This window comes from Streptomyces siamensis (assembly GCF_039543605.1).
GTDB lineage: Bacteria > Actinomycetota > Actinomycetes > Streptomycetales > Streptomycetaceae > Streptomyces > Streptomyces siamensis.
Map to the genome: position 1 here is coordinate 65,392 of NZ_BAABKB010000009.1, position 16,183 is coordinate 81,574.

Annotated in this window: 15 protein-coding genes and 1 pseudogene; 3 read left to right on the plus strand and 13 right to left on the minus strand. The window is 74.1% G+C overall.

The window, feature by feature from the left end; all coding sequences use genetic code 11:
- Positions 1-340: 340 nt before the first annotated feature.
- Positions 341-1,750 (minus strand): FAD-dependent oxidoreductase, encoded by a 1,410-nt coding sequence (locus tag ABEB03_RS16180; RefSeq protein WP_345648499.1) that lies wholly within the window; start codon positions 1,748-1,750, stop codon positions 341-343.
- A 27-nt stretch (positions 1,751-1,777) separates the two neighbouring features.
- The gene (locus ABEB03_RS16185) at positions 1,778-2,773 is read right to left on the minus strand and encodes a DUF4349 domain-containing protein (protein WP_345648502.1); all 996 of its coding nucleotides are present in this window, start codon (positions 2,771-2,773) and stop codon (positions 1,778-1,780) included.
- 165 nt (positions 2,774-2,938) lie between these two features.
- Here ABEB03_RS16185 and hemG point away from each other — a divergent pair, with 165 nt between their 5' ends.
- Both hemG and hemQ read left to right on the plus strand, forming a co-directional pair.
- Positions 2,939-4,432: a protoporphyrinogen oxidase gene (gene hemG / locus ABEB03_RS16190; protein ID WP_345648506.1), complete on the plus strand. Its 1,494-nt coding sequence runs from the start codon at positions 2,939-2,941 to the stop codon at positions 4,430-4,432.
- Between the two features lie 4 nt (positions 4,433-4,436).
- A complete protein-coding gene (gene hemQ, locus ABEB03_RS16195) occupies positions 4,437-5,168 on the plus strand; it encodes a hydrogen peroxide-dependent heme synthase (RefSeq protein WP_345648510.1) in 732 nt (243 codons plus the stop codon).
- Here hemQ and ABEB03_RS16200 read toward each other — a convergent pair whose 3' ends face one another.
- From ABEB03_RS16200 to ABEB03_RS16235, 8 genes are all read right to left on the minus strand, one after another.
- Entirely contained in the window at positions 5,169-6,863 is a 1,695-nt protein-coding gene (locus tag ABEB03_RS16200) for an alpha/beta hydrolase (RefSeq protein ID WP_345648513.1), read from the minus strand.
- Between the two features lie 174 nt (positions 6,864-7,037).
- Positions 7,038-7,814 carry a TIGR04222 domain-containing membrane protein gene (locus ABEB03_RS16205; protein ID WP_345648516.1) on the minus strand — a complete coding sequence of 259 codons (777 nt, stop codon included), beginning with the start codon at positions 7,812-7,814 and terminating at the stop codon, positions 7,038-7,040.
- Positions 7,815-7,911: 97 nt separating this feature from the next.
- On the minus strand, positions 7,912-8,679 hold the full coding sequence (locus ABEB03_RS16210) for a DUF4142 domain-containing protein (RefSeq protein ID WP_345648519.1): 768 nt from the start codon (positions 8,677-8,679) through the stop codon (positions 7,912-7,914).
- Between the two features lie 369 nt (positions 8,680-9,048).
- A complete protein-coding gene (locus ABEB03_RS16215) occupies positions 9,049-10,407 on the minus strand; it encodes an MbnB/TglH/ChrH family RiPP precursor modification enzyme (protein WP_345648522.1) in 1,359 nt (452 codons plus the stop codon).
- Positions 10,408-10,531: 124 nt separating this feature from the next.
- Complete coding sequence (locus ABEB03_RS16220; protein ID WP_345648525.1) at positions 10,532-10,744, minus strand: hypothetical protein; 213 nt, start codon at positions 10,742-10,744, stop codon at positions 10,532-10,534.
- The gene (locus ABEB03_RS16225) at positions 10,723-11,334 is read right to left on the minus strand and encodes a TIGR03086 family metal-binding protein (RefSeq protein WP_345648527.1); all 612 of its coding nucleotides are present in this window, start codon (positions 11,332-11,334) and stop codon (positions 10,723-10,725) included. The genes ABEB03_RS16220 and ABEB03_RS16225 overlap by 22 nt, the downstream gene beginning before the upstream one ends.
- Before the next feature lie 88 nt (positions 11,335-11,422).
- Positions 11,423-12,067 (minus strand): TetR/AcrR family transcriptional regulator, encoded by a 645-nt coding sequence (locus ABEB03_RS16230; protein ID WP_345648530.1) that lies wholly within the window; start codon positions 12,065-12,067, stop codon positions 11,423-11,425.
- 71 nt (positions 12,068-12,138) lie between these two features.
- The gene (locus ABEB03_RS16235; protein WP_425589245.1) at positions 12,139-12,909 is read right to left on the minus strand and encodes an aminoacyl-tRNA hydrolase; all 771 of its coding nucleotides are present in this window, start codon (positions 12,907-12,909) and stop codon (positions 12,139-12,141) included.
- A gap of 19 nt (positions 12,910-12,928) precedes the next feature.
- On the opposite strand from ABEB03_RS16235, the pseudogene ABEB03_RS16240 reads away from it, so the two are divergent.
- Positions 12,929-13,513: pseudogene (locus tag ABEB03_RS16240) on the plus strand (ABC transporter); the annotation flags it as partial.
- A gap of 21 nt (positions 13,514-13,534) precedes the next feature.
- Here ABEB03_RS16240 and ABEB03_RS16245 read toward each other — a convergent pair.
- From ABEB03_RS16245 to thrS, 3 genes are all read right to left on the minus strand, one after another.
- Positions 13,535-13,723, minus strand: coding sequence for a hypothetical protein (locus tag ABEB03_RS16245; protein WP_345648533.1), 189 nt, complete (start codon positions 13,721-13,723; stop codon positions 13,535-13,537).
- 33 nt (positions 13,724-13,756) lie between these two features.
- On the minus strand, positions 13,757-14,614 hold the full coding sequence (locus tag ABEB03_RS16250; RefSeq protein WP_345648536.1) for a polysaccharide deacetylase family protein: 858 nt from the start codon (positions 14,612-14,614) through the stop codon (positions 13,757-13,759).
- Positions 14,615-14,896: 282 nt separating this feature from the next.
- Positions 14,897-16,117 (minus strand): threonine--tRNA ligase, encoded by a 1,221-nt coding sequence (gene thrS / locus ABEB03_RS16255; RefSeq protein ID WP_345648539.1) that lies wholly within the window; start codon positions 16,115-16,117, stop codon positions 14,897-14,899.
- Between the last annotated feature and the right edge of the window lie 66 nt (positions 16,118-16,183).

Sequence of the window (16,183 nt, forward strand, 5' to 3'; positions counted from 1 at the left end):
GGTCGCGGGGCGGGGCGGCGGGCGGGGCCTGGCGTCCGTACGGGACCGCGGGTTGTCGGTGGCTGGGCTTGCGAGCCCCGCGCCGCGGGGGGTGGGGTCCGTTGTGGACCGCGGGGCGGATTGTGGCTGGGCGCGCCGTTCCTCGCGCCCCTGGGGGCTGGCCTCTGTGTGGCTGTGCGGGTGCGTCAGTCCGCGCCGCGGGGGTCCGGTTCGTTGTGGACCGCGGGGCGGATTGTGGCTGGGCGCGCCGTTCCTCGCGCCCCTGAGGGGCTGGCGTCTGTGTGCCTGTGCGGGTGCGTCGTGGCTGGGCGCGCGGTTCCTGGCGATCCTCGGCTCGGGACTATCGGGTGTTGTTGCGTACGGCTGTGACCGCCTTGCGGGCTGCTACCAGGATGGGGTCCCAGACGGGGGAGAAGGGCGGTGCGTAGCCGAGGTCGAGGGCCGTCATCTGTTCCACCGTCATGCCCGCGGTCAGCGCCACCGCCGCGATGTCGACGCGTTTCGCCGCACCCTCACGGCCCACGATCTGCACGCCCAGCAGGCGCCCGGTGCGACGCTCGGCGAGCATCTTCACGGTCATGAGTGCGGCCCCCGGGTAGTAGCCCGCACGGCTCGTGGACTCGATGGTCACGGTCTCGAACCGCAGGCCCGCACGGAGGGCGTCCTTCTCGCGCAGGCCGGTGCGGGCGATCTCCAGGTCGCACACCTTGCTCACCGCCGTACCGACGACACCCGGGAAGGTGGCGTACCCGCCGCCCACGTTGGAGCCGATGACCTGCCCGTGCTTGTTGGCGTGCGTGCCCAGCGCGATGTGCCGTTCGCGTCCGGAGACCAGGTCGAGCACCTCGACGCAGTCGCCGCCGGCCCAGATGTCCGTGTGGCCGCGCACCCGCATCGCCAGGTCCGTGAGCAGCCCGCCGTGCTCGCCGAGCGGCAGCCCGGCGGCCTCGGCCAGGGTCGTCTCGGGACGTACGCCGATGCCCAGCACGACCACGTCCGCCGGGTACTCGGCGTCCTCGGTGGCGACCGCGCGCACCCGACCGTCGTCACCGGTGAGCACCTTGGTGACCTCCGCGTCGTCGACCATGGTGATGCCCAGGCCCTCCATGGCCGTGTGCACGAGGCGGCCCATGTCGGGGTCGAGCGTGGACATGGGTTCCTTGCCGCGATTGACGACCGTGACCTCGTAGCCGCGGTTGATGAGCGCCTCGGCCATCTCCACGCCGATGTAACCCGCGCCGACGACGACCGCCCGCCGGCCCTTTGTGCCGGCCAGCGTGTCCAGCAGGGCCTGGCCGTCGTCGAGCGTCTGCACCCCGTGCACGCCCGGCGCGTCCATGCCGGGCAGGTCGGGGCGGACCGGACGCGCGCCGGTCGCGATCACGAGCTTGTCGTACGCCGTCCACTCCTCGGCCCCGCTGTCGAGGTCCCGGGAGCGCACCCGGGCGCCCGCGACGTCGATCTCCACGACCTCCGTGCGCATCCGCAGATCGATGGCGCGCTCCCGGTGCTCCTCGGGCGTCCGCGCGATCAGTTGGTCCCGCTCGGAGACGTCGCCGCCCACCCAGTACGGGATGCCGCACGCCGAGTAGGAGGTGAAGTGGCCGCGCTCGAACGCCACGATCTCCAACTCGTCGGGTCCCCGCAGCCGGCGTGCCTGCGACGCGGCGGACATGCCCGCCGCGTCACCGCCGATCACGACCAGTCGTTCCCGGGCCCCGCCACTGCTGCTCGTACGGCTCATGTCCATGCGAACACGCTACGGGGGCCGGGCATTTCAGTCCTCCTCGCCACCCTTCGCCGAGCCGTCGGCACCCACCGGACGTGCCACGGGCAGGGATCCGGCGCCCGCCGCCGGGGTCGGGTGCGTGGCGGTGCGGCGCGGCAGCCGGGGCCGCACCAGGCGCACCCACACCAGGACGATCAGCGCCAGGCCCACCGCGAAGGGCAGCACCGCCCCGAACGCCAGGGTGATCCAGCGCAGCATCGTGACCAGCACGTGCCAGCCGCCGGTGAGCGCGTCCACGAAGCCCGGGTCCTCGTCCTTCTTCTCGGCCTTCTTCACCGGCGTCTCGGACAGCGAGAGCGTGATCGTGGCCAGACCGGTGCGGTCCTTCAAGGACGCCTGCCGGGCGAGCAGCGCCTCCAGGTCGGACTCGCGGCTGCTCAACTCCCCCTCCAGGGTCACCACGTCACTGAGCTTGGTCGCCTTGTCCATCAGCTCCCGGACCCGCGCCACGCTGGCGCGCTGGGACTTGATGCGGCTCTCCACGTCCACGACCTGGTCGGTGACGTCCTGCGCCTTGGCGGTCCGTTCGACGACCTTGCCCGTGCCCTCCAGGTCGGCGAGCACCTGCTCGTACCGGTCGGTGGGCACACGCAGGACGACGCGCGTGCGCTCGTGGCCCCGGCCGTCGCGGTTCGTGGTCTCGTTGCCGACGTAGCCGCCCGCGTCCTCCGCCGTGGCACGGGCGTCGTCGAGGGCCTTGGGCACGTCCTTGACCTGCACGGTCAGGGAGGCGGTGCGGATGATGTGGCTCGCGCTCACCTTGGGCGGCGCCGTGGCCCTGGATCCGTTCGAGCCGCCGCGACCCGTGGCGCCCGACTCCTCCTGCCGGGCCTGCTGGGCGGCGGCCTTGTCGTCGGCGGCGGCGCCACCGCCGGCCTTGTCCGCCGAGTCGTCGGCGCCGCTGCATCCCGCCAGGGCGAGCGCGGACGCGAGGAGCACCCCGACCAGGACCTGGGCGGGTCGTGCGGAGCTTCGTATGCGCATGTGGGCCTACCCCCGAGGGTCGTGTCGACTCGACTGACGCTCCTTCGACGCACGACCGGGCAGGGACGTTGGGCCCGGCCGGTCCCGATGCGGTCACGGTCAGGACTCGCGCCGGACACCGGAGGCGCGGCGGGCGGCGTCGGCGCGGTCTGAGAGGGTGGAGGCATGCGCGAAGAGGACACTCGTACGGGTTCGGGACATGTCGTGGTCGTCGGCGGCGGGATCGCGGGTCTGGCCGCCGCCCACCGCCTGCTGGACCGCGGCGCGCGGGTCACCGTCCTGGAGGCCTCGGACCGCGTGGGCGGGAAGCTGCTGCCCGGTGAGATCGCCGGCGTCCGGGTGGATCTGGGCGCCGAGTCGATGCTCGCGCGCCGCCCCGAGGCCGTGTCCCTCGCCCGCGTGACCGGCCTCGCCGACCGCCTCCGGCCGCCCGCCACCGCGACGGCGTCCCTGTGGAACCGCGGCACCCTGCGCCCGATGCCCAAGGGACACGTGATGGGCGTCCCCGGCACCGCGTCCGCGCTCGCCGGCATCCTGTCGGAGGAGGGCCTGCGCCGCATCGGACGCGACGCCGACCTGCCCCGCACCGAGGTCGGCGACGACGTGGCGGTGGGTGAGTACGTGGCGGCCCGCCTCGGCCGGGAGGTCGTCGACCGCCTGGTCGAACCCCTCCTCGGCGGGGTCTACGCGGGCGACGCGTACCGCATCTCGATGCGCCTGGCCGTGCCCCAGCTCTACGCCGCCGCCCGCACCCACACCTCCCTCACGGAAGCCGTCCGCGACATCCAGGCCGAGGCCGCCGCGGCGCAGCAGACCGGACCGGTGTTCATGGGCGTCGAGGGCGGCGTGGGGCAACTACCCCTGGCGGTCGCCGAGTCGGTGCGCGCACGTGGCGGCGAGGTCGTCACCCGGGCCGCCGTGTCGGAGCTGCGCCGGGTCGGCGGCGCAGCGGACGGGGCCACGGCCGGCGGGCCGCACGCCGGCTGGCGGGTCGTCGCCGGAGACCGCGTGCTGCACGCCGACGCCGTCGTGGTCGCGCTGCCCGCCGCGCCCGCCGCCGCCCTGCTGCGCGCCGAGGCACCCGCCGCCGCGTCGGAACTGGCAGCCGTGGAGTACGCCTCCATGGCGCTCGTCACCCTCGCCTACCGCCGCCGGGACGCCGCCCTCCCCGAGGGCAGCGGCTTCCTCGTCCCGCCGGTCGACGGGCACACCATCAAGGCGTCCACCTTCGCGTCCCAGAAGTGGGGCTGGATCGGCGAGGACGACCCGGATCTGCTCGTTCTGCGCACCTCCGTCGGGCGGTACGGCGAGACGGAGGTGCTCGGCCGGGACGACGCCGACCTCGTGCGGGTCTCCCGGCACGACCTGCGGGAGGCGATCGGCCTCGCCGCCGAGCCGGTGGCGACGCGGGTGACGCGATGGGACGACGGACTGCCGCAGTACCCGGTCGGGCACCACGCGCGCGTGGCCCGCGTCCGCGAGCACATCGGCAAGCTCCCCGGCCTCGCCGTGTGCGGCGCGGCCTACGACGGCGTCGGCATCCCGGCCTGCATCGCGAGCGCGTACGCGGCCGTGGACCAGCTCGGCGGCGACCGCGCCGGTCTGGACGCGCTCAGGGCGAACCCGGTGCAGAGCCTGCACGGCGGAGCGGGAGAATAGGCACATGAGTGACGACGCCCCCACCACCGAGCCCGGCAGGATCCCGAACAAGGGCAAGCTGGCCAAGGACCTCAACGAGGTCATCCGCTACACGCTGTGGTCCGTCTTCAAGCTGAAGGACGTGCTGCCCGAGGACCGCGCGGGCTACGCCGACGAGGTCCAGGAGCTGTTCGACCAGCTCGCCGCGAAGGACGTGACGATCCGCGGCACGTACGACCTCTCCGGCCTGCGTGCCGACGCCGACCTCATGATCTGGTGGCACGCGGAGACCGCCGACCAGCTGCAGGAGGCGTACAACCTCTTCCGCCGCACCAGGCTGGGGCGCGCGCTGGAGCCGGTCTGGTCGAACATGGCGCTGCACCGGCCCGCCGAGTTCAACCGCTCGCACATCCCGGCGTTCCTCGCCGACGAGACGCCGCGCGACTACGTCAGCGTCTACCCCTTCGTGCGCTCCTACGACTGGTACCTGCTGCCCGACGAGGACCGCCGCCGCATGCTCGCCGACCACGGCAAGATGGCCCGCGGCTACCCGGACGTACGGGCCAACACGGTCGCCTCGTTCTCCCTCGGCGACTACGAGTGGATCCTCGCCTTCGAGGCCGACGAGCTGTACCGCATCGTCGACCTCATGCGTCACCTGCGTGCCTCCGAGGCGCGGATGCACGTCCGTGAGGAGATCCCGTTCTACACCGGCCGTCGCAAGGACATCGCCGAGCTGGTCGCGGGTCTGGCCTGATCAGGGGGCCTGCCGGGCGGCCTCCCGCGCGTCGGAGCGCGCGGGGCCGGCGGGGTGCTGCGCGTCCCGCGGGCCCTTCGCGTGACCGCCCTGCCCGGCGGACTTCCGCTCCGACGGCTTCGGTTCCGCGTGCGGCGCGCACTCCGCGTGCCGCTCCGGCAGCCGGCCCGTCAGCAGATATGCCTCCAGATGACCGTTGACGCACCGGTTGGCGCCGCCCGCGACACCGTGCGTGCCCGCGTCGCGCTCCGTCACGAGCACCGATCCGGACAGCCTGCGGCGCAGCTCCAGCGCCCCCTCGTACGGCGTCGCCGCGTCCCGTTCCGCGGCCAGGATCAGGGTCGGCGGCAGCTCCCCGGGCAGCGTCCGCACCTCCAGCGGCTTCTGCCGCGGCACCGGCCAGTAGGCGCAGGGCAGGTTCATCCACACGTTGTCCCAGGTCTCGAACGGCGCCACCCGCGCGAGGCGTGTGTTGTCGCGGTCCCAGGTGCGCCAGTCGGTCGGCCAGGGCGCGTCGTTGCACTCGACCGCCGTGTAGACCGCGTTGCCGTTCTCCTGCTCGGCGGCCGCCTCCGGGTGCGGGCCCGCCGCCTCGATCAGCGGCTTCGGGTCGCCCTTCAGGTACGCCGACAGGGCCAGGGCGCGCTGCGGCCAGTAGTCGTCGAAGTACCCGGCCTCCAGGAACGCGCCCTGCAGCTGCGCCGGCCCCACCTTGCCGCCCGCGGGCTGCGCGGCGAGCTGCGCGCGCGCCTTCTCGTAGCTGTTCAGCACCTCCGCGGGCGTGGCGCCGAGCCCGTAGACGTCGTCGTGCTTGGCGATCCAGGTCCGGAAGTCCGTCCAGCGGGCCTCGAACGCGGCCGACTGGTCGAGGTTGTTCCGGTACCAGATCTTGCCGGGGGCGGGGTTCACCACCGAGTCGAAGACCATCCGGCGGACGTGCGAGGGGAAGAGCGTCGCGTAGAGGGCACCGAAGTACGTTCCGTACGAGGCCCCCATGTAGGTCAGCTTCGGCTCGCCGAGCGCGGCGCGCAGCACGTCCAGGTCGCGGGCGTTGTTGAGCGAGGTGTAGTGGCGCAGGCCGCTGCCCGAACGCCGGGCGCAGCCCTGTGCGTACGCCTTCGCCTCCGCGATGCGCTCCTTCTTGTACGACTCCGAGGGGAACGTGGGCGCCAGTGAGGGAGCCTTGACGAACTGCTTCGGGTCCTCGCAGGACAGCGGGGCGGAGCGTTCGACGCCGCGGGGTGCGTAGCCGACCAGGTCGTAGGACGCCGCGACGCGCTGCCAGTCGGGCAGGGAGCCGATCAGCGGGAAGTACATGCTGGACGCGCCGGGGCCGCCGGGGTTGTAGACGAGGGCGCCCTGCCGCGGCACCTTGCGCTTGGAGTTCTTCGCGTCCTTGCCGGTGGCCCGGGCCCGGCTGACGGTCAGCTTGATCTTCTTGCCGTCGGGGTGGGCGTAGTCGAGGGGCACGGTGACCGTGCCGCACTGGATGCCGCCGGGCAGGCCCTGTTCCTCGGCGCACCTGCCGAAGCGGATGCCCGCGGCGGCGGCACGCTGGGCGGCGACCGCGGTGCCGCGCGTCTCCGCGGAGCCGGCCGCGGTCCGCCCGGCCGGCGCACCTCCCGCTGCCGGGGCGCCGACGAGGGCGGTCAGGAGTACGGACCCTGCGGTTCCGTAGAGGACGGCGGCTCTCATCGGGCATCCCTTCAGCGCGTGGCAGCGACAAAGGGGATGTTTCGTTTGCGGGTTGGGGAAGTAAAGCACCGGCCGCCGGTGTCGGCCCCAATGACCCCGATGCGCCCCCGGGGGCGCCCCTCAGCCCCTTCGCGAGCTCCTCGCCGGCTCCGGGGGGACGGCGGTGGGCACCCGTCAGACGCTCGGGCCGCGGTCGCGGTGCGTGAGGGCGGCCCGCAGGTCGGGCTCGCCGATCGCGCGGATGCCGCGTACGGCCACGGAGGTGAGGTACGTACGGTCGTCGCCGGTGGCGTCGGTGTGCCGGGCGAGGGTGCCGAGCAGGCGCTGTCCGGCGGGGGAGGCCCAGCGCGTGTAGGGGTGCACCTCGATCCTCGCTATGGCGAGGCAGCTCAGTGTGAGGATCAGCGGGAGTGCGAACCAGACGGCGACCGGTACGTCGTTGCCGGTGCTCTGGGCGGGCAGCAGCAGGGCCACGGCGCCCAGCACCAGGACGGCGACCAGCGCGGCCTGGACCTGGCGGACGGCTCCGGCGACGGTGGTGCGGGCACCGTCGGGCACGGCGAGACCCGCGGCGACCAGACGGTCGGCGAGGCGGCGCACCGAGTCCGCGGCCGCGGCGGCCGCGCGCACCGGGGCTATCCGGGACTGGCCCTCCGGGCCGATGGCTCCGATGACGGAGCACTCCATCTCGTCGCGTCCCCGCGGGTCCACGACGGTCGCCCACCCGGTGTGCGCGAGCAGCAGGCGCCGCTGACGGGCCATGGACACCAGTGTCAGATCGGCGACCCGGGCCGGGCCGCCCGACAGGAACGCGGCCTCGTAGAGCGTCAGATCGTGACCGCGCGCCGCGTTCGCGTCGGCCGCCGCCGCGCGGACGGCGGCCAGGCACAGCCGGGTGCACGAGGTGCCGGCCGCGACCCAGGCCAGGAGCAGGAGAAGGACCCAGAACATGGCGTTTTTCTATGCGAACGGCCGCGCGGGCGCCATGGTTTGTTCACTATGTGGACGGAGTGTTGTGAGTATGTGACGTTCCGCTCCGCCGGTTCTGCTAGGAGGTGGCGGAGGGGTTGGGGCGCGAGGCCGCGGGCGGCAGCGAATACCCCGCGGACGGAGTGACCGGGGCCGGTGAGTCCGGGGACTGCGTCGGGCCGGGCGGGGCGGGGGAGTTGGTGAGCGGCGGCGGGCTCGCGGTGGCGGCGTCCTCGGCGAGGGCGTCGAAGTCGACGTAGCCGGTCGCCTCCAGGACCTTGATGTGGTCGAGCACCGTGGTGTTCGCGTCGTCGGCGAGGTCGCGCACCAGCGAGTTGCGGGTGTTCGCGCGGACCTGGGCGACCACGGAGAAGACCTTGCCGTGCGCCTTGCGCAGGAGGTTCGCGAACTGCCGGTCGTACTCGGTGCCGTGCGAAGCGTCGAGCGTGGCGAGCCACTGACGCTGCTGCGGATTGGGCTGGTTGGGCAGCTCCAGGTTCAGCCGCGCCGCGACGTCGCGGACCCGCGCGTCCAGGAAGGTGTGGCCCTCGATGAGGTGCTCGCCCGCCGTCCGTACGGCCTGGGTCGTGCCGCGCTCCTGCGCCTGCTGACCGGCGGGCAGCTCCCACAGCCCGGCCAGCCGCACCTTGGTGATGAACTCCCGGTCCAGCGCCGACAAGGGCCCGAACCGGGTCGACACGCTCTGGGCGTTCAGGGCGTCCAGGCCGGTGCCGGAGCGGTCCGCGTACGACCAGACCGGAAAGACCAGGGCGACGAGCGTCGCCGTGAGCCCCGCTATGACGAGCCCGGTTCCACTGATCAGTCCGGTGCGGCTGATGGATCGCATGGTGCCTCCTGCTTGCGGCACCGCACGCTAATGCGCTTCGGGTGCGAGTTGGCATATTACTGCGGGCGCTACGCCAACTGCCGTACGGGAGATTCGGGTTGGGTGCCGGGCGGAAGGCGACGGATGTGGTGGTTCGGGCGCACGTCATACCCCTGTGAAGCGGAGGAATCCGGACGTCCGCGGCGGGCTCACAGGATGGCGTGTTAATCCCGGCACACTCGGCGGCGGCACCCGGCCGACGCGCGTCTGCCCACCGACCCGGCGACGCCCCGCGCACGGCTCGGGGCGGCGGCACGTCCGCCGCGCGGCCGCACCCCGCGCTCCCCCGGGACCGCCGCGGCAGCCGGGTGCGATCGCCGCGCGGAGGGGTCAGTGGCGCAGCAGCACCCTGCGGGTGGCACGGGCCAGTCGGGCCGCCGGGCGTCGCGACAGCGGGGCGGGACCCGAGCGCTCCAGCCACCAGTCGCGCAGCCGGCGGCGCGCGGCCGCGTCCTCAGGGAGCCCCGCGAGGAGCAGATGCTCGGCGAAGTCGAGGGCGTCGCGCCGGTAGCCCCCGGTCATCGGATGCCGCTGGGCGTAGGCAAGGAACGCCGGCCGGTACTCCCGCGCCAGGATCTCCGGCAGCTCCCCGGCCACCTTCGCCACCACGTCCGCGCGCTTGGCGGCGAGCGCCCGCGCCTGCACACCGAGCCGCACCCGGTCGAAACCCTCGGGCACGGGGGTCCCGGCGACGAGCGCGGACAGCAGCGCGGCCTGCGCCAGTGCGAGCCGCTGCCGGGCCGCGGGGTCCTCGTCCGCCCGGTCGCCGCCGGAACCGGAAGAGGGCGGCCCCACCGGCCCGTTCGCCGGTTCCTCCACGCCCGCGGTGGAGCCCGTCGTGCCCTGGTCCGCCCGCGGTGCCTTCGCGAGCGTCTCCCGTATCGTCCCGATCTCCCGCTCCAGTTCGGCCGGCTCGGGGAAGTTCTCGTCGCGCTCCAGGAGGACACCCGGCGGGGACACCCGGGAGGCGAGGTCGGCGAGGATGTCCAGCACGGGCCGGGGTACCGGGTGGGCGTGGCTGTCGTGCCAGACGCCGTCGCGTTCGAAACCGCCGGCGACGTGGACGTAGGCGATGGCCTCCACGGGGAGTTCGTCGAGCGCCTTGGCGGGGTCCTCACCCCGGTTGACGTGGTTCGTGTGGAGGTTGGCGACGTCGATGAGGAGCCGTACACCGGTGCGGTCGGCCAGTTCGTAGAGGAACTGGCCCTCGGTCATCTCCTCGCCCGGCCAGGAGATCAGCGCGGCGATGTTCTCCACCGCGAGCGGGACCGGGAGCGCGTCCTGCGCGATGCGGACGTTCTCGCACAGCACGTCCAGCGCGTCCCGGGTGCGTGGGACCGGCAGCAGGTGCCCCGCCTCCAGCGGCTGCGACGCGGTGAGCGGCCCGCCGGCCCGCACGAACGCGATGTGCTCCGTGACGAGCGGCGAGCCCAGCGTCTCGGCCCGCTCGGCGAGCGCGGCCAGACGGGAGGCGTCCGGCCGGTCCGCGCCGCCGAGCCCCAGCGAGACCCCGTGCGGCACGACCGTGACGCCCCGCTCCCGCAGCCGCACCAGCGACTCGGGCAGGTGCCCGGGGCACAGGTTCTCCGAGACGGCCTCGACCCAGTCGATGCCGGGCATCCGCTCCACGGCCTCGGCGATCTCCGGCCGCCACCCGATTCCCGTCCCCAGTCGGCTCAGCTGCTTCATGGCCCCTCCTCCGTCACGGTCTCGACCAGACGCTGCGTGTCGTCCCCTCACGACGGACCCGTGTCCCCCGGTGTGACGAAGTCATGGCCCCGGGAACCGGGGCCGAATCCGTCACAGAGGACGTTCAGAGCAACATTTGAGGTTCCACGGGGTGGCCGACGGGCAGCCGGTCCCGTTCCGTGGCGTCCGCTCGGCCGGTGCCGATCGCGCCGTCGCCGCCGGTCGGACTCCCGGCGCCGGCGTCGACACCGGTGCCGGTCGTCGGGCTGCCGATGGCGTTGTCGCTGCCGGTGTCGGTCCCGCGCGGCGCCCGGCTCACCGGCCCGGAAGCGGCCATGCCTCCGGATCGCGGCCCAGCAGCCGCAGCGCCTCGTCCAGGGCGTCGGCGCCGGCCGGAACGTCGCGGGCCTGCGCGAAGGCGAAGCCCGGCCCCCGGAGCGCCGGGTCCGCCGGGACGCGCCGGGCGACGGCCACCGCCGCGTCGAGGACGGCGCCGGGCAGCTCAAGGCCGACGCCGAGCGTGGCGGCCACGTCCCACGCGTGCACCACGTAGTCGATGAGGTGGAAGCCGACGGCCCGCCGTCCGGGGAACGTGCCGCCGAGCTCGGGCAGGACGAACTCCCGCTCCGTGGCGTCCGGTTCGGCGAAGGCGTCGAGCACCGCGCTCGCCGCCTCCCGGTACGTGCGCCCCGGGTCGTCCGTGTCCGCGGGCTCCCGCCAGTGCGCCTCCTCGTGTCCCGTCCCGCGCGCGGCGGCCGCGAAGCCGCGGTGCTGGGCGGTCATGTGGGCGACGAGTGCGCGCAGGGTCCACCCCGTGCAGGGCGTGTCCCGTTCCCAGTCCGTCGCTCCGGCCCTCGCCAGGACCCTGAGCGACTCGTGCACGGCAGTCCGGTCGAGCTCGACGATGTCCGTTCCGGTCGTGGTCATGCCCCGAGCCTAAAACTGAGCGAACGGTCGTGCTACTTGTTTTCGCGCATCCCGTCGGTGCCGTCCGCCGCGTCGACGGCCGTACGGGTCAGGAGAGTTCGGCCACCCGCGACGGCTCGACCGCCGCCGTGCGCAGCCGGGCGGAGATCGCGACGCGGGCCCTGCGATACGCGTCCGCCTCGTCGCGCAGCACGGACACCGCGTTCGCGGCCTCCATCAACGCTATGAGCTCGAAGGCGAGTTGGGCGGCATCCGTGCCCGCGTGGAGCTCACCGGCCTCGCGGGCCTCGACGACGGCGCCCTCCACATGGTCCGTCCAGTCCCGCTGGGCACGCGCGACGGCGTCGTGCACCGGCCCCGACCGGGCGTCGAACTCGGCGATGACGCCGTAGAAGAAGCAGCCGCCCGGGAAGACCCGGCCCTCGGAGTACGCCAGCCACAGCTCGCACAGCCGCCGGACACGGGCGATCCCGGCCGGAATGTCCGCCGCCGGCCGGACGACCTGCTCGACGTAGATGCGGGCCGCCTCCCGCACCGTGGCCAGTTGCAGCTCCCGCTTGGAGCCGAACAGCGCGAAGACCCCGCTCTTGCTGAGCCCGAGCTCGGTCGCCAGACGGCCGACGGACAGCGCCTCCAGCCCTTCGACCGAGGCGATGTCGACGGTGCGGCGCAGCACCGACTGCCGCGTACGGTTGCCCCGTTCGACCCTGCCGTCCGGCCGGGACCCGGTCATCGTGACCTCCACATGCTCGTCCACGCGGGCCGCGGCCCGTCCCGGGCCCCGCTGGGGGCACGGCCGCGGTGCTAGCGTCGCAGCGCCGGGTGGTCCGCGACCACCGTGCAGGACCCCGGTGCGATCTCCGTGAAGCCCGCGTCGCGCACCAGCGGCAGCCCCGACGACGTGAGCGCGCGCCAGCGGTCCGGGTCCGCGGTGCGCACAGCGAGCGCGAAACCGGCGTCCCGCCAGGCCGCGCGCTCCTCGTCGGACAGCTCCCACCACGCCAGTTGGGCGCCGTGCCCCGCCTGCGCCATCGTCTTGCCGGCCGACATGTCGAGATCGGGGTTGAGCCACAGCACGGGCGCCGACGGACCGGCGTCCACCGGGGGCTCGGGGTCGTCGAGATCGGTGCCGGAGACCTGGAGCCTGGCCAGGTCCTTGGGCCAGCCGTCCAGCGGGACCGGCGGGAAGACGCGCACCTCCGCGGACTTCCCGGTCACCGTGATGCCCGGCAGCGCCGCGGCCCGCCGCCACTCGGCGCCGCGCGCCCGCCGCACCACCTTGCGGATCCGGGCGTCCTGCCAGTCCCGCATCGTCTGCGCCCATTCCCCGTCGTCCAGGGAGCGCCGGTCCGCGAGGATCGTCAGTACGGCCCGGGCCGCGGTCTCCAGGGCATCCGTACGCGCCGGGGGAGCGGCCTTCTCGATCCGCACGACCAGGGGCAGCACGAACTGCGGTGCCTCGTCGCGCGCGATGCGCTCGGTACGGAAGGGGCTCTCGTCGGCGGAGGCCTCGGAGCCCGGGGAGACGGGGGCGGCCTCGGAGGCCGGGGTCGCGGAGGTCGGGTCGCTGCTCACGCCCTCCAGTCTGCCAGGCGGAAGATCGGTTCCAAGCGGGCAGCCGGTCCTCGGCTCGCTCGGCTGCACGGCCGCCGCGCTGCTGCCCGTCGCCGCCTGGCTGGTCCGCGTCTGCGCGAGCGGCGAGCCCCCGGCGGCGCGCGCCCGCGCCGCGGCGGCCGTCGGGCCGGCGCGGCCCCACCTGGCCTGTCTCGCGGTCGCGCTCGGGGCGGCCGTGGTCCTCGGCGTGACGGCCACGCCGGCCGTCACGGTGATCAGCGATCCGACGGGCGTGGACCATCACCGTCGGGTGCCGTGGGCCGCGGCGGGCGGCGCCGGGCTGCTCGCGACCCTCGGGTGCGCGCTGCTCGGCACGGCCGTCGGCGCGCTCACCACCTGGCCACTGCTGCGCTCCCCGGGCCGCGCGGTCCCCGCGATGCCCCTCGCGGCGCTCCTGGCGCTCGTGCTGACGGGCTCGCCCGCCCACGCGGCGCTCACCGGACTGATCACGGGCTCACGGACCGGTACGGTCCCCGTGCCGCTGCTGCCCCTGACGGGCGCGGTCCTCCTCACGGCGGGCGCCCTCGCGGTGGCGTGCGCGCTCACCTCCCACCGGTCGCCGTGAACCGGCGGCCGACGGGGACGATCAGCCGGAGCAGGCCGTGCGCTGCGCCTCCTGCCACTCGCAGACCGGGCACAGCGTGATCCCCTTGTGCGACTCCGGGTACTCCGTGGGCTTCCGGCACAGCACGCACTCGGCGCGGGGGCCGTCCGCGGGGACGGCCGCGGGAGCCTCGGGGGCCTGGTCCGCCTGGGTGCCGCAGTAGTCGCTCATGCCCCCAGGGTAGGGCGCGGCTCGCGGGACCCGTCAGCGGTGACCGGCGGCCGTCTGCCCGATCAGTTCGGACACCTTCACGAAGCGGAAGCCCTGCTTGCGCAGTTCGGGGACGATCGTCCGCAGCGCCTGCTCGGTGGTCGGTGCGGCGCTGCGCGTGCAGTGCATCACGACCACGGAACCCGGCTTCACGCCCTCCAGCACCTGCCGGGCCACGGCGTCCGCGTCCGTCGCGAAGGCGTCACCGCTCACCACGTCCCACTGCACGGCGGTCACGCCGACCGCGCTCAGGGCGCGCAGCGCCCGCTGGTCGTAACAGCCGCCCGGGAAGCGGAAGTAGGGCATCGCCTTGGGCACCCCGGCCTTCTTGAAGGCGGCGTAGGCCCGCTCCACGTCGCCCCGCATGTCCGCCTCGCCCACGGTCGGAAGCCCGTAGCAGTTGCTGGTGAAGGCGTAGTGACTGTAGGAGTGGTTGGCGACCTCGAACAGCGGGTCCCGCCCGATGGCCCTGGCCTCCTGCGGATACTCCTCGGCCCACCGTCCGGTCATGAACACGGTGGCCGGGACCTTGAAACCGCGCAGCGTGTCGATCAGCTGGGGGTTGTCGAAGCGCTCGCCGGCCTCCGCGCGCGGCCCCTCGTCGGCGGTCATGTCGGCGTCGAAGGTGAGCGCGACGGTCTTGTCCTGGGTCCGGGGCCCGTTCGTGAAGACGGGGGTCAGTCCGGCGGGGCCCGGTGCGAGTGTGGGCGGCTTCGACGGCGCGGCGGCGGCCGAGGCGGACTGCCCGGGGCGGGCGGCGTGCTGGGGGGAGGGTCCACCGCAGGCGGCGAGCGCGGCTCCGAGGCATCCGACGGCACAGGTCACGGCGAATTGTCGTACTGAAATGGTCACATGATGAAACTATCTCGGTAAATGTGACTATTTGCTCCTTATGGGGCTGTGTCGTGCGCCCGCGGCCGTGAAGTCACTCGGCTGGAGCCGCGCACGCGTCCCGGTGACGGCCGCGCGCCCGTCGGTCCTGCGCGAAGGGCCGGCGGGCTCCCGGTGGTGGTGTCGTGCGAAGGGCCGAGGGGCCCCCGGTGGTGGTGTCGTGCGAGGGGACGACGGCCCGCGCAACGCCGCCGGGCGACCGGGAGCGTCGTGGAAGCGCGGACGGCCGTGCGTCGTCGCGGCTCAGGCCGCCTCGTCGAGCAGGTCGGCCGCTCGGGCGTCGACGACCCGCCGCAGACGGCTCAGCACCTCCCCGACCTGACGGGTCCCGGGGCGGCGGCCGTCGCGCAGCCGTAGCGAGATCTCGTCGGCGCCCTCCTTGGGGCCGATCACCGCCTGGTAGGGGACGAGGCGGTGAGCACGCACCCGCGCCGCCAGGGTGCCCTGCTCCGGGCCCGCGACCTGGGCCCGCAGCCCCTCGTCGAGACAGCGGCGCACGAGTGCCGCGGCCCGCTCGGCCTCGGCGTCGGAGACCGGCAGGGCCACCAGCTGGGTGGGGGCGAGCCAGGCCGGGAAGGCGCCGCCGTGCACCTCGATGAGATGGGCGACGGCCCGCTCCAGGCTGCCGATGACACTGCGGTGGACCATCACGGGCCGGTGCTTCGCGCCGTCGGGGCCGGTGTAGTGCAGGCCGAAGCGCTCCGGCTGGTGGAAGTCGACCTGCACGGTGGACAGGGTGGACTCGCGGCCCGCCGGGTCCGCGACCTGGACGTCGATCTTGGGGCCGTAGAACGCGGCCTCGCCCTCGACGGCCTCGTAGGCCACCTCCGCGCGGTCGAGGACCTCGCGCAGCACCGCGGCCGACCGGCGCCACAGCTCCGGGTCGGCGACGTACTTCCCGCCGGGGCCGGGCAGCGACAGCCGGAAGCGGGCCGCCCGCACCCCCATCACCTCGTAGGCCCGGCGGATCAACCCCAGCGCCGCGTCGGCCTCTTCGGCGACCTGGTCCGGGGTGCAGAAGATGTGCGCGTCGTTGAGCTGGATCGCCCGGACGCGGGTGAGCCCGCCGAGCACGCCGGACGGCTCGGAGCGGTACATGGCGCCCAACTCGGCCATGCGGAGCGGCAACTCGCGGTAGCTGTGCGCGCGGGAGCGGTAGACGAGCGCGTGGTGGGGGCACAGGCTCGGCCGCAGGACGACCTGCTCGCCGCCCAGGTCCATCGGCGGGAACATGTCGTCGCTGTAGTGCGACCAGTGCCCTGACATCTCGTACAGCTCGCGCTTGCCGAGCACCGGCGAGTACACGTGCCGGTAGCCGGCCCGTCGCTCGGTGTCGCGGACGTATTCCTCCAGGGCGTGCCGGACGGCCGCGCCGTCCGGCAGCCAGTACGGCAGTCCCGCGCCCATCAGGGGGTCGGTGTCGAACAGGTCCAGTTCACGGCCGAGTCGGCGGTGGTCGTGCACGGTGCTCTCCTCGCTCGGGGGAGGCGAGCGCCCGCACGACGAAGCCCCGGGGCGCTCGCCCCGGGG